This is a genomic window from Pseudomonas antarctica (assembly GCF_001647715.1).
Classification (GTDB): domain Bacteria; phylum Pseudomonadota; class Gammaproteobacteria; order Pseudomonadales; family Pseudomonadaceae; genus Aquipseudomonas; species Aquipseudomonas antarctica_A.
On sequence record NZ_CP015600.1, the window covers coordinates 3,797,429 to 3,810,254 of the forward strand.

Here is a 12,826-nt window from a genome sequence, read left to right on the forward strand (position 1 = left end):
TTACCATATAGGTTCGCCAGCGTGGTTCGCCAGCCAAAGGCCCGCCTTTCGCGGTCCGCGGTATTTGGTAAGCCTGGATTACGGTAATGCCTCGCGCCAGAATCGGCGTTGACTACGAGCAACATCCGGTGGTTGGAAGGTACCCAGTTGCAGACGTACGGCTCCTTGTTCCGCGCTGTCGTAGACTCGGCTGCCCAACGCTTGATAACGCTCCATTACCTGTGGGTGGGGATGACCAAATGCGTTGCCACGCCCGCGTGAAATCAGCACTGACCTGGGCGCAAGCCGTTGCAGAAACCGCCAGGATGAGGAGCTGCGACTGCCATGGTGCGGCGCTTGCAGCCAATCCGTCTGCACCGCCAATGGCGAAGTGAGGAAGGCCTTTTCAGCCGCTTGATCGATATCCCCCGTCAGCAACAGGCCTTCGCCCTGGGCGTGTACACGCAATACGCAGGATTTCGGATTGCTGCTCGTGGCGCCAGGCCATTGCCACAGTTCAAACGACACGCCATCCCACTCCCATTGCTCACCACTGAGGCAAGGCTGCGTATCGAGAAATGCCGGCAGCCCTGCGGACTCTCCGCCGACGACCCGCCCGACCGCAAGCGCACGGGCGACAGCGGTTGCACCGCCGGCATGGTCAGCGTGGGCGTGACTGATCACCATCAGGTCCAGCGCCCCTACCCCGAGCTTTTGCAGCGAAGGCAAGACCACCCGCGCACCGAGATCCGCCGCCCCCGAGCGCGGCCCTGCGTCGTAGAGCATTGCGTGATTGCGCGTGCGCAGGATCACCGCTTGCCCCTGGCCGACATCCAGTTGCAGCACCTCCACCTGCCCATGTGGCACCAGCGCCCGGGGCGGAAAGATTGCCAGCATCAGCAACGGCCAGCCCAGCAGCCGAAACGGTACGCCTTTGGGCAAGAGCAATAACACCGCGCCCACAGCGCTTAATAACCAATACCCCACAGGCACCTCGGCAGGCACCCAGGCCGAGCGCAGCCCCGCTAAAAGCGTCAAACCCCTGAAAAGGCCATCAAGCGCTCCACCGGCCAACCACAATAAGCCCTCTCCCACTAACGGCACCGCCAGAAGCAAGGTCCCCAGCAGTGCCAATGGCAACACCACCAGGCTGATCCACGGCACGGCAAAGAGATTGGCAACCGGCGCGCTGAGGCTGATGGGCAAACCCAGCACCAGCAATACCGGAAACAAACCGATGGCTATCAACCATTGGGGGCGAGTCCAGGCCTGCCAGATACTCCACGGGCCCAAGCGCCCGCTGAACGCCAGAACCAGCACCGCCACGGCTGCAAACGACAACCAGAACCCCGGCTGCAAACTGGCCAACGGCTCGAGCACCAGCACGCCATCGAGGGCGAGCAATAACGGCCACCAGACGCCTAAATGCCGAAAACGCAGACGCCACAGCAATACCAGCCCGACCATCACGCAGGCCCGCTGCACCGGTACACCGAACCCCGCCAGCAGGCCATAACCGAGCGCGGCGGCAAACCCCAGGCCGCACGCCCACGGCAGCCACGGCAAGGCTCGGGGCCAGCAACCGTAGCGTGCCAGACCGGCCACCAGGCCGTAGATCAAACCCGCCAGCAAGCCGATGTGCTGACCGGAAATCACCAGCAGATGCACGGTTCCGGTGTCTTGCAACACCCGCCAATCCTCGGTCGCCAGCCCCGAGCCATCGCCCAGTACCAACGCCGCCAAGCCCGCCTCGCGACCTTGAGCATCGACTGTTTTCAAGCGCTGCCGGACGCTGTCGCGCCAGGCATTGCGAGCCGGCGCCAGGCGCTGGCCATCTTTCACCGAGCCGGTGGCACCAATACGCTGGGCCAGCAACCAGGCCTCATAGTCAAAGCCATGAAAATTAAGCAGCCCCGAAGGCCGCTTCAACGTGAGCGCCAGCCGCCAGCGCTCGCCGCTGTTTACCGGCGGGCCACCCTGCCAGGACACCCGGATGCGCTTGGGTAACCGAGCGCTACGCGACCGGCCGTCGGCCAATTCGAAGCGTACGCCGCTGCTCGTTTGCTGTGGCAACCCAATCACACGGCCCTCTACCCAGCGCGCCTGCCCGTCCAGCGCCGGCTTGAGGCGATCATTCAACGCCCATTGCGCGCTGATGCAGGCCCAGCTCAGGCCCAGCAGGAAGAACGCCAGTGGGTAGGTGCGAAACGGCAACAGCATCAACGCAAGCACCAAAATGGCCAGCAGCCATGCAGTCGGCGGCAGTGCCGGTAGAAATCGCAGCGCAAGTAATCCAAGCCCGAGTGCGAACATGCCTGTTCTCATGAATCATCCTTTTCAAGTGATCCACTCAGTCTTAGTCGGGCGCCCAGCATGGCCTATGATGTTTTGTCACAAAGTCTGAATTTTCTGTTTATAGAATGCGGGCATACTTGCCCCTCGCACTGACCTGGACCCCTTATGCCCCGGCGCTTATTCAAACGGTACATGCCCGACCCCACGAGTATCCGGGAACACAAGTCCTTACGATTTCTCGGCACGTTGCTGCATGACCCCAACCTCTGGCACCTGAACCGGCACTCCGTCGCGCGCGCCATGGCGGTGGGCCTGTTCGCGGCGTTTATCCCGATTCCGCTGCAGATGTTATTGGCGGCGATCCTGGCGATCGCCGTGCGCGGCAATATGCCGATTGCTGTCAGCCTGGTGTGGCTGACCAACCCGATCACCATGCCGGTGGTGTTCTTCTGTACGTACCTGACCGGCGCGTGGCTGATGAACACGCCACCACGCAGCTTGCCCGATGACTTGACCTGGGAATGGATCAGCAGTCAGCTGAGCACCCTGTGGCAACCGTTCCTGTTGGGTTCCGTGGTGTGCGGCCTGGTGCTGGCCGCGCTGGCGTACTGCCTGACGATGGGGTACTGGCGTTGGTGGGTCGCGCACCAGTGGAAGAAGCGCAAGCAGCGTCGCGCTGAAAGCTAACCTGCCCGCAGTCGCAGATGCACGCGCAAGCCTTGCTCGGTATTTTCCGCCCACAAACACCCGCCCTGGCGCCGTACGGCGTTGCGGGCGATGCTCAAGCCAAGGCCGAAACCGCCATCACCGGGCCGTGAGCCCTCTAATCGGGTAAACGGCGCAAAAATACGTTCCAAGTCCTGCTCAGCAATGCCGCCGCCCTGATCTTCCAGCCAGATATGCCATTCATCATCTTCGCGACACCCGTCCAGCGTCACCACCCCGTGGGCGGGAGAATGCCTGATGGCATTGCGCAGGATGTTTTCCAGGGCCTGGGCCAGCGCATTCAGGTTGCCACGCACCCAGCAATCCGCTGGCAACAGGCAGGGCAAACGCGACGCCGGCCAGTGACTTTCATAACAGGCGTTTTCCCGCAGCATGTCCCACAAGGCCTGAAGCTGGATATCTTCGTTGGGCAGCGGCGCTGTTTCGCTATCCAGCCACGCCAGTTGCAGACTGTCTTCCACCAGGCATTGCATGGCGTCGATTTCCCGGCTCAATCGCTCACGCAACTGCGCCAGATCCTGCTCACTGTCACAGGCCACCCGCAAACGACTTAAAGGGGTGCGCAGTTCGTGGGACATATCCCGCAGCATTTGTTGCTGCAACAGCACGGTGCCCTGCAAACGCTCGGACATGTGGTCGAAGGCACGGCCCAACTCACCCAATTCATCCTGGCGGCTGGTGGCCTCGCTGGACAGACGCGTATTCAATTGATCGGCACGCCACGCATTGGCCTGCTCGCGTAATTGGTTGAGGGGCATGATCAGCAGCCGATAGAGGCCCACGCACAGCAGCAAGGTAAACAGGCCGGGAATCACGCCATTGGTCACCACGCGCCAGAACAATTGGTAACGCCCCGGCTTAAAGCGCTGGGGTAACTCAATCACCAGCGAGCCAACCCCAGCGTCCACAGGGAATGGGATTTTCACCCACGGCAGGCCTTTGACATGCCGACTGACCGGCCACTCCAGCCCGCGCAGAAAGGTCAGGCGCTGGCTCTCTTTGTCACTCAGGGGTGTACTGCTCAGCGACTGCAAGTCGTGGCCGATTACCCCCATCCACGTGGATTCGCGCTTGGCCATCAACTGCAACCAGGCGTCCACGCCTGCGCTGCCCTGTGTACTCCATGCCAGTTCCGCCCCCGCCGCATACCCCCGCAGAATTTCGCGCGACTCCTCGGCCACATAGGCACTGCGCTGTTCCATGTACCGGCCCCAGGACCAACTGAGCCAAATCATCAGCAAACAGAAGGCGATCAGCAGGCACGCGAGCTTCCAGAATAACGAGTGCTTGCCGGGCAGTTGCTCAAAGCCCTTCATCATGAACGCTCAGCACATAGCCCTTGCCCCACACCGTGCGCACTTCGCGCTCGTTGTAGCCGATTGCCTTGAGCTTGCGGCGAATCTGGCTGATATGCATGTCCAGGCTACGGTCGTGGGGCGCATAACCGCGCTGCAACACATGCTGATAAAGGAACGCTTTGCTGAGCACTTCATCGGCATTGCGGTGCAGGGTTTCCAGCAGGCGAAATTCACTGCGGGTCAGCCCTGCCCAGAGTGTCTGGTAGCAGACGTCATTCCGTTCATCGTCAAAGCGCAGGGGGAAAATATCGTCGCGCGCCGGTAAAAGCGTGGGCGACGGGCGACGGTCCAGGGCCACGCGACGCAGGATGGCCTCAATGCGTACCCGCAATTCGATCATGCTGAACGGCTTGGGCAGGTAGTCGTCCGCACCGAGACGAAAGCCGCTGACGCGATCCGCTTCGGCGCCCAGCGCCGACATGAGGATCACGGGGGTTGTATGGCTCTGGCGCAGATGCGTGAGGATCGACAAGCCGTCCATGCCGGGCAGCAGGATATCCATCAACACCACGTCGAACACCTGGTCACGCGCCATTTGCAGGCCCCGTTCGCCGTTACGGCACAAGGTGACCTGGAAACCGCAGCGGCCCAGGTGTTCATGGACATAGGCGCCCAGCACAGGGTCATCTTCGATTGTCAGGATACTGGGTAGGCCAACCACTTCGGGATTCATTAGCGTCTGCAAGTCATTCTCAATCACTGATTATTCAAGATTAAGCTGTCGCAGGCAATCGCCAGCCAGTGCCCAACGGCCCGAAGATTGCGCTCTGTCATTAATTTGCGAGATTCCGAACCGCGCAAATGGCTACACTGCGCAAGTCGCGTGGGCCGGATGCCCGCGTGGATAATTGAAAACAATGTGGCAACAGGAGAGTGGCGTGCTTACAAAAATGGGAATAAAAGGCCGCGTACTGTTGCTGACCTTATTACCGACCAGCCTGATGGCCCTGTTGTTGGGGGGCTATTTCACCTGGATGCAGCTGTCGGAGTTGCAGTCCCAATTACTGCAACGCGGCGAAATGATCGCTGAGCAATTGGCACCGCTGGTGGCCCCGGCGTTGAGCGCCAAGAACACCGACCTGCTGGAGCGCATCGCCACCCAGTCCCTGGAGCAACCGGACGTACGCGCCGTGTCGTTCCTTGCGCCGGACCGTTCGCCCCTGGCCCATGCTGGCCCGACCATGCTGAACCAGCCGCCCGTCGGCAACAGCTCCCACCTGCTGCAGCGCACCGGCAATGACGCCACGCGCTACCTGCAGCCGGTATTCGGCCGCCATCGCAACCTCGCCGGCGAGTTGATCCCCGACGAAGCCGACCGCCTGCTCGGCTGGGTCGAAGTGGAGTTGTCGCACAATGGCATGTTGCTGCGCGGCTATCGCAGCCTGTTTGCCAGCCTGCTGCTGATCGCCATTGGCCTGATTTGCACCGCCGCCCTGGCCCTGCGGATCAGCCGCACGATCAACTCACCGATCGGCCAGATCAAGCAAGCCGTGGCCCAACTCAAGGACGGCAACCTGGAAACCCGCTTGCCGCCCTTGGGCAGCCAGGAATTGGACCAGTTGGCCTCGGGCATCAACCGCATGGCCGAAACCCTGCAAAATGCCCAGGAAGAACTGCAACACAGCATTGACCAGGCCACCGAAGACGTGCGCCAGAACCTGGAAACCATCGAGATCCAGAACATCGAGCTGGACCTGGCACGCAAGGAGGCCCTGGAAGCCAGCCGTATCAAGTCGGAGTTCCTGGCCAACATGAGCCATGAAATCCGCACGCCACTCAACGGCATCCTCGGCTTTACCCACCTGCTTCAGAAAAGCGAGCTGTCGCCGCGCCAGTTGGATTACCTGGGCACCATCGAGAAATCTGCCGACAATCTGTTGGGCATCATCAACGAAATCCTCGATTTCTCGAAAATTGAAGCGGGCAAGCTGGTGCTCGACAGCGTGCCTTTCAACCTGCGCGACTTGCTGCAAGACACGTTGACCATCCTCGCCCCCGCCGCCCATGCCAAACAGCTGGAGCTGGTCAGCCTGGTGTACCGCGATACCCCGCTGGCGCTGGTGGGCGACCCGCTGCGCCTCAAGCAGATCCTCACCAACCTGATCAGTAATGCGATCAAGTTCACCCGCGAGGGCACCATCGTCGCCAGGGCGATGGTCGAGGACGAACAGGAAGACAGCGTCCAACTGCGCATCAGCGTGCAAGACACTGGCATCGGCCTGTCCAACCAGGATGTACGCGCGCTGTTCCAAGCCTTCAGCCAGGCCGACAACTCGCTGTCGCGTCAACCGGGCGGCACCGGCCTGGGCCTGGTGATCTCCAAGCGACTGATCGAGCAGATGGGTGGTGAAATCGGTGTCGACAGCACGCCGGGCGAAGGCTCGGAGTTCTGGATCAGCCTCAACCTGCCCAAGACCCGCGACGACGCCGAAGACCTGCCCTCCCCGCCGTTGCTCGGCCGCCGTGTGGCGGTGCTGGAAAACCACGAGTTGGCGCGCCAGGCCCTGCAACATCAACTGGAAGACTGCGGCCTGGAAGTCACGCCGTTCAATACCCTGGAAAGCCTGACCAACGGCATCACCAGCGCCCATCAGACCGAACAGGCGATTGACCTGGCCGTGCTCGGCGTCACCGCCAATGACATTCCGCCAGAACGCCTCAACCAGCATCTATGGGACCTTGAACACCTCGGTTGCAAGGTGCTGGTGCTGTGCCCGACCACCGAACAGATGCTGTTCAACCAGTCGGTGCCCAACCCCAACAGCCAGTTGCAGGCCAAGCCGGCCTGTACACGCAAGCTGCGCCGCGCCCTTGCCGACCTGATCAGCCCGCGCCCGTTGCGCAATGAGCCCGGCGAGCCATTGTCCAGCCGCGCACCCCGTGTGCTTTGCGTGGACGACAACCCGGCAAACCTGCTGTTGGTGCAAACCCTGCTCGAAGACATGGGGGCCAAGGTCCAGGCCGTGGAAAGTGGTTACGCCGCCATCGACGCCGTGAAGCAGGAAACCTTCGACCTGGTGCTGATGGACGTGCAAATGCCCGGCATGGATGGCCGCCAAAGCACCGAGGCAATCCGCCAATGGGAAAGCGAGCGCCACGGCACGCCTTTGCCGGTGGTCGCCCTCACCGCCCACGCGATGGCTAACGAAAAACGCGCCCTGCTGCAAAGCGGCATGGACGACTACCTGACCAAACCCATCAGCGAACGGCAATTGGCCCAAGTGGTGTTGAAATGGACCGGCCTGGCGCTGCGCAATCAAGGGCCGGAACGTACGACTGACAGCTTTGGCCCAGGCGTACAACTGCTGGTACTGGATCATGACGAAGGCCTGCGCCTGGCGGCCAACAAAGCCGACCTCGCGGCCGATATGCTCGCCATGTTGCTGGCCTCCCTGGAAGCTGATCGCCTGGCCATTACCGCTGCCCGCGAAGCCAAAGACAACAATGCCCTGATCGAGCGCGTCCACCGCTTGCATGGCGCCACCCGCTACTGCGGCGTGCCGCAATTGCGCGCCGCCTGCCAACGCGCGGAAACCCTGCTCAAGCAAGACGACGCCAAAGCCATTACCGCACTGGACGAACTGGACATGGCCATTGCACGGCTGGCCAGCGAGGCACGCGTCAGCGCTTGAGACTTCTCTGTGGGGTTATGTATTTTTTCAGCGAGTGCAGGGAGCTTTTTAATGCGCGTGATTCTTTTCAGCAGCCAGACCTACGACCGCGACAGTTTTCTCGGCGAGCCACTGCCAACAGACCTTGAACTGCAATTTCAACCTGCCCGGCTCAACCTCGACACCGTGGCCCTGGCCGAACACCACGAAGTGGTCTGCGCCTTTATCAACGACGACCTCAGCGCCCCGGTGCTGGAGCAGTTGGCCGCAGGCGGTACGCGCCTGATTGCCCTGCGCTCCGCCGGTTACAACCATGTCGACTTGCCCGCCGCCAAGCGCCTGGGCCTGAGCATCGTGCGCGTCCCCGCCTACTCGCCTCACGCGGTGGCCGAGCACGCCGTGGCCCTGATCCTCGCGCTGAACCGCCGCCTGCACCGCGCCTACAACCGCACCCGCGACGGTGATTTCAGCTTGCATGGGCTCACCGGCTTCGACCTGGTAGGCAAGACCGTCGGCGTGGTTGGCACCGGGCAGATCGGTGCCACGTTCGCCAGGATCATGGCCGGGTTCGGCTGCCAATTACTCGCCTACGACCCCTTCCCCAACCCGCAGGTCCAGGCCCTCGGCGCCCATTACGTAAGCCTGCCTGAATTGCTGGCCCAAGCGCAGATCATCAGCCTGCACTGCCCGCTGACCGCCGACAGCAAACACCTGATCAACGCCCGCTCCTTGGCGCAGATGCAACCTGGCGCGATGCTGATCAATACCGGTCGCGGTGGTTTGGTAGACACGCCAGCGCTGATCGAAGCACTCAAGAACGGCCAACTCGGCTACCTGGGGCTGGACGTGTACGAAGAAGAGGCCCAACTGTTTTTTGAGGACCGCTCCGACCTGCCCCTGCAAGACGATGTGCTCGCGCGCCTGCTGACCTTTCCCAACGTGATCATCACCGCACACCAGGCATTTCTTACCCGTGAAGCCCTGGCGGCAATCGCCGGCACCACGTTGGCCAACATTGCCGCCTGGGCCAATGGCCAGCCGCAGAACCTCGTCGAAGGTTGATCAGCGGTCACATACCAGGCTCATGATAGGCCGGCACCCGTGATAGGATGCCGCGCCTATTTGGAGGATCCATGGCCGAACACGATTTCCGCTTCAGCTTGCTGAGCCCGCAACACACCCTGATCGAATGCCGCGCCCTAGTGCCGGGCCGTTACCAAGTCACTGGCAACGGTGGTTCGATCAAGCATGGCGACATTCTGATTGTCACCCTGCGCGGCAGTAAAACCCTGTCGATGCGCCTGAACGTCGAAGGTGACGCGCGCTATTCCATCCGCCCGGCGGGCCAATGGGTCGCCATGGCCCAGGGGCCGAAATTCGGCGAGCTGGAGATTCACACCTGGAAGGTCAATTGCGACAGCTGCGACAGCGTGCTGGAGTTTGAATTCGCGGTGGAAACCAAGCTGACCAAAGAGCCGCTGCAACCGGCCGCCAACGCGCGCATCAAGGAGTTGGGCTGGGCCAGCGAAGGCGACAAGCACCGCTGCCCGAAATGCCAGCAGGCCGCGCAATGAAAGGCGCGCTTGTGCTCGCCGCCATCGGGGTTGGCCTGACGGGCTGCGCCGGGGATGCAGTGAAGCTTGAGCAGGATCACAGCTACGTAGTGGAATGGATTGGTGAGCGCCCGCTGATGGACTACGCGAACCTGACCGTCACCCTCGGTGCCGATGGCCGCGCCTATGGCAATGGCGGCTGCAACCACTGGTTTGCGCCGTACACCGTCGAGGGCGACAAGCTCAGCTTCGGCAAGATCGGCAGCACCCGCAAACTGTGCGCCGAGGCCTTGATGGAGCAGGAACACCGCTTCTTCCAGGCCCTGCAAGGCGTTGAGCGCTGGGACATCTCGCCGATCGAGCAGACGCGCTTCTGGCCTGTCGAAGGCAAGCCCATTCGCCTGTGGCTTGAAGAAGGCTGATAGCCCCCATCCAGATACGGGTGAGGTCTAAATGTGGGAGGGGGCTTGCTCCCGATAGCAGTGGGTCAGTCAACTAATAAGTCGCTGACAGACTGCCATCGGGAGCAAGCCCCCTCCCACATTGGTTTTCTGTTGTTGCTTTAGCCGCGTAAGGCTTTAAGTTTGGCCAGCACCCCTTGCGCCGTCTGCTCACCCATCAACTGCTCACGCACCTTGCCCTTGTCATCAATGATGTAGGTCACTGGCAACGCCTCACTGCGCGGAATATCAAAAATCTCCTCCGGGTTCTGCGCCAGGACGGTGAACTTAATCCCCAGCTTCTCGCTGGCGGCCTTGAGTTCTTCACCCTGTACGTTGTCGAAATTGACCCCGAACACGCCCACGTTCTGCCCTTTCAATTGCTCGGCCAAGGCATTGAGTTCCGGGATTTCCGTGCGACACGGGCCACACCATTCGGCCCAGTAATTGACCACCACCCATTGCTTGTCCAGGCGTTCGGCCGCCACTTTCTTGCCGTATTGGTCAACGCCGTAATCGTTACCGCAGCCGCTGAGCAGCAGGGTTGTGATGATCGCCAATGCACCGATCAGTCGCCTAGTCATGGGGTAATCCTTCGCAAAAATGAACGTTGGCTGCGACCTATCGCCTCTTACGGTTTAAGGACGGGCCGCAGCGCAGGTAGAATACCCGCCACCTTACGCAAGATGCGACCCGCACATGACCGATCTGACGCTTTATCACAACCCGCGCTGCTCGAAATCCCGCGGAGCGCTCGAACTGCTGGAAGCTCGCGGCCTGAATCCGAGCGTGGTTCGCTACCTTGAAACCCCGCTGAACGCTGCGCAATTAAAGGCCTTGCTCGGTAAGCTGGGGATCAGCGCGCGCCAACTGCTGCGCACCGGCGAAGAGGAATACAAAACCCTCAACCTGGCCGACGCCAGCCTCAGCGAAACCCAGTTGATCGCAGCCATCGCCGAGCACCCGAAGCTGATGGAGCGCCCGATTCTGGAAACCCGCGATAAAGCCGTCATTGGCCGTCCGCCGGAAAACGTGCTGGAGATCCTGCCGTGACTGCGCCGTATGTGCTGGTGTTGTATTACAGCCGCAATGGCTCGGTGAGCGAAATGGCCCGTCAGATTGCCCGGGGCATCGAGCAAGGTGGCCTGGAAGCGCGATTACGCACCGTGCCGGCGATCTCCGCCGAATGCGAAGCCGTGGCGCCGAGTATCCCGGACGAAGGCGCGCTGTATGCAAGCCTCGATGATTTGAAAAACTGCTCGGCCCTGGCCCTCGGCAGCCCGACGCGCTTCGGCAACATGGCCGCACCGCTCAAATACTTCCTTGATGGCACCAGCAACCTGTGGCTCACCGGCGCGCTCGTCGGCAAGCCTGCGGGTGTGTTCACTTCCACCGCCAGCCTTCACGGTGGCCAGGAAACCACGCTGATGTCGATGCTGTTGCCGCTGTTGCACCACGGCATGCTGATCACCGGCCTGCCTTATAGCGAACAGGCGCTGCTCGATACCCAGGGCGGCGGCACGCCGTATGGCGCCAGCCATCACGCCGGGCCCGACGGCAAGCGCATGCTCGATCAACACGAAACCACCCTGTGCCGCGCCTTGGGCTTACGCCTGGCCAACACCGCGATGCTGCTGGAGAACGGCCGTGGCCAGAAAGCCTAAGGTCCTCCCGCCCCAGGCCTGGCTGGAACCACGGGTCAAGGTCGCACGGGCGCTGAGCCTGCTGGCGTTTTTTGGCCTGGTGGGTTTGCTGTGCGGGTATTACCTGTTCGTCGCCGACCTGCACGGCGCACGTCCTTGGGTAATCCTGCTGATCGAGTTGGTGCCATTGGTGTTATTGGCCCCGGGGATGCTGCTCGGCAGCGCGCGCGGGCATTCGTGGATGTGCTTTGTGGTGAACCTGTATTTCATCAAGGGCGCGCTGGCGGCGTATGACCCGAATCGGCAGTGGTTCGGGGTGCTGGAGATGCTGGCGAGCCTGGCGGTGTTTTGTACGGCGCTGTTGTATGTGCGCTGGCGGCATCAACTGAATCGGCGGTTGGCGCTAGCCCAGGGTGCCTGACAGTCAGTCATCGCAGGCAAGCCAGCTCCCACATTTGGAATGCATTTCCCTGTGGGAGCTGGCTTGCCTGCGATAGCCACACGTCGGTCTCAATGATTCACTGTGTAAGCCAGCATCATCGACAACTGGCACATTGGCCGACCACTCTCGGCATGCCATTGGTTGAACGCGCCCTGCACCGTCGCTAGATCACGCAGGCTGGTCGGGGCCTTGTCGACGATCTTCTGCGCGTTCAAGGCTGCCACCACGTCATCGCTTGGCACAAATGTGTCCTTGCCTACCATGCGCAGGAAGCGCGGCGCCGACAGCCCGCCCAACTGATGGCCGTGCTTGCTCAGGTACTTCCATAAACCGACGATATCGGTCACCGGCCAGTCGGCGATAAACGCGCCGAAACTGCCCTTTTCCTGCTCGATATCCAGAATCATCTGCGCATTGCGTGGCACACTTTTGAGCTTGCCCAGGTGACGGATGATGCGGGTGTCCTGCATCAAGCGCTCCAGGTGCTCAGCGCCCATCAGCACGACTTTTTCCGGGTCGAAACCGAAGAACACTTGCTCGAACGCCGGCCATTTACCGTCCACCACACTGTGCTTGAGCCCGGCGCGAAACACCCGCAACGCCAGGGTCGACAGGTAACGGTCATCACTGATCTTGCGCAATTGCGCCGGGGTCTTGGGTACAGGCAGATGGGCTTCCAACTCGGCCGCCGAACCGAAGCGGTTCAGACAATATTCGTGCAGCCACTTGTAATCGCGCATGCCCTCTCCTGGCAATTGAATTGAAAACGGCGCCCGCAA

The 12,826-nt window shown here is 61.5% G+C and carries 13 protein-coding genes; 8 read left to right on the top strand and 5 right to left on the bottom strand.

Going from position 1 to position 12,826, the window contains the following annotated elements; genetic code table 11:
• Positions 1 to 78: 78 nt before the first annotated feature.
• Positions 79 to 2,304 carry a DNA internalization-related competence protein ComEC/Rec2 gene (locus tag A7J50_RS16980; protein WP_064452868.1) on the bottom strand — a complete coding sequence of 742 codons (2,226 nt, stop codon included), beginning with the start codon at positions 2,302 to 2,304 and terminating at the stop codon, positions 79 to 81.
• Between the two features lie 135 nt (positions 2,305 to 2,439).
• On the opposite strand from A7J50_RS16980, the gene A7J50_RS16985 reads away from it, so the two are divergent.
• Complete coding sequence (locus A7J50_RS16985) at positions 2,440 to 2,961, top strand: DUF2062 domain-containing protein (RefSeq protein WP_053256801.1); 522 nt, start codon at positions 2,440 to 2,442, stop codon at positions 2,959 to 2,961.
• Here A7J50_RS16985 and A7J50_RS16990 read toward each other — a convergent pair.
• Together A7J50_RS16990 and A7J50_RS16995 are read right to left on the bottom strand one after the other, a co-directional pair.
• Positions 2,958 to 4,316: a sensor histidine kinase gene (locus tag A7J50_RS16990; RefSeq protein WP_064452869.1), complete on the bottom strand. Its 1,359-nt coding sequence runs from the start codon at positions 4,314 to 4,316 to the stop codon at positions 2,958 to 2,960. The two genes, A7J50_RS16985 and A7J50_RS16990, sit on opposite strands and share 4 nt — an antisense overlap.
• The gene (locus A7J50_RS16995) at positions 4,303 to 5,031 is read right to left on the bottom strand and encodes a response regulator transcription factor (protein WP_064452870.1); all 729 of its coding nucleotides are present in this window, start codon (positions 5,029 to 5,031) and stop codon (positions 4,303 to 4,305) included. The genes A7J50_RS16990 and A7J50_RS16995 overlap by 14 nt, the downstream gene beginning before the upstream one ends.
• 205 nt (positions 5,032 to 5,236) lie before the next feature.
• On the opposite strand from A7J50_RS16995, the gene A7J50_RS17000 reads away from it, so the two are divergent.
• The 4 genes from A7J50_RS17000 (at position 5,237) to A7J50_RS17015 (ending at position 9,944) form a co-directional block, all read left to right on the top strand.
• The gene (locus tag A7J50_RS17000) at positions 5,237 to 7,990 is read left to right on the top strand and encodes a response regulator (protein WP_064454958.1); all 2,754 of its coding nucleotides are present in this window, start codon (positions 5,237 to 5,239) and stop codon (positions 7,988 to 7,990) included.
• A 51-nt stretch (positions 7,991 to 8,041) separates the two neighbouring features.
• On the top strand, positions 8,042 to 9,031 hold the full coding sequence (locus A7J50_RS17005) for a 2-hydroxyacid dehydrogenase (protein WP_064452871.1): 990 nt from the start codon (positions 8,042 to 8,044) through the stop codon (positions 9,029 to 9,031).
• A 71-nt stretch (positions 9,032 to 9,102) separates the two neighbouring features.
• Positions 9,103 to 9,543 (top strand): hypothetical protein, encoded by a 441-nt coding sequence (locus tag A7J50_RS17010; RefSeq protein WP_064452872.1) that lies wholly within the window; start codon positions 9,103 to 9,105, stop codon positions 9,541 to 9,543.
• Positions 9,540 to 9,944: an META domain-containing protein gene (locus A7J50_RS17015; protein ID WP_064452873.1), complete on the top strand. Its 405-nt coding sequence runs from the start codon at positions 9,540 to 9,542 to the stop codon at positions 9,942 to 9,944. Before A7J50_RS17010 ends, A7J50_RS17015 begins: the two co-directional genes overlap by 4 nt.
• Before the next feature lie 140 nt (positions 9,945 to 10,084).
• On the opposite strand, the gene A7J50_RS17020 is transcribed toward A7J50_RS17015, so the two are convergent.
• Positions 10,085 to 10,546 carry a TlpA disulfide reductase family protein gene (locus tag A7J50_RS17020; protein WP_053256807.1) on the bottom strand — a complete coding sequence of 154 codons (462 nt, stop codon included), beginning with the start codon at positions 10,544 to 10,546 and terminating at the stop codon, positions 10,085 to 10,087.
• A gap of 115 nt (positions 10,547 to 10,661) precedes the next feature.
• On the opposite strand from A7J50_RS17020, the gene arsC reads away from it, so the two are divergent.
• From arsC to A7J50_RS17035, 3 genes are read left to right on the top strand one after another with little or no spacing between them, the layout of a single operon-like run.
• Positions 10,662 to 11,015 (top strand): arsenate reductase (glutaredoxin), encoded by a 354-nt coding sequence (gene arsC, locus A7J50_RS17025; RefSeq protein ID WP_064452874.1) that lies wholly within the window; start codon positions 10,662 to 10,664, stop codon positions 11,013 to 11,015.
• The gene (wrbA, locus tag A7J50_RS17030) at positions 11,012 to 11,626 is read left to right on the top strand and encodes an NAD(P)H:quinone oxidoreductase (protein WP_064452875.1); all 615 of its coding nucleotides are present in this window, start codon (positions 11,012 to 11,014) and stop codon (positions 11,624 to 11,626) included. Before arsC ends, wrbA begins: the two co-directional genes overlap by 4 nt.
• Positions 11,610 to 12,026 (top strand): DUF2069 domain-containing protein, encoded by a 417-nt coding sequence (locus A7J50_RS17035; protein ID WP_064452876.1) that lies wholly within the window; start codon positions 11,610 to 11,612, stop codon positions 12,024 to 12,026. The genes wrbA and A7J50_RS17035 overlap by 17 nt, the downstream gene beginning before the upstream one ends.
• Positions 12,027 to 12,115: 89 nt before the next feature.
• On the opposite strand, the gene A7J50_RS17040 is transcribed toward A7J50_RS17035, so the two are convergent.
• Positions 12,116 to 12,787 carry a DNA-3-methyladenine glycosylase I gene (locus tag A7J50_RS17040; protein ID WP_064452877.1) on the bottom strand — a complete coding sequence of 224 codons (672 nt, stop codon included), beginning with the start codon at positions 12,785 to 12,787 and terminating at the stop codon, positions 12,116 to 12,118.
• Positions 12,788 to 12,826: the final 39 nt, after the last annotated feature.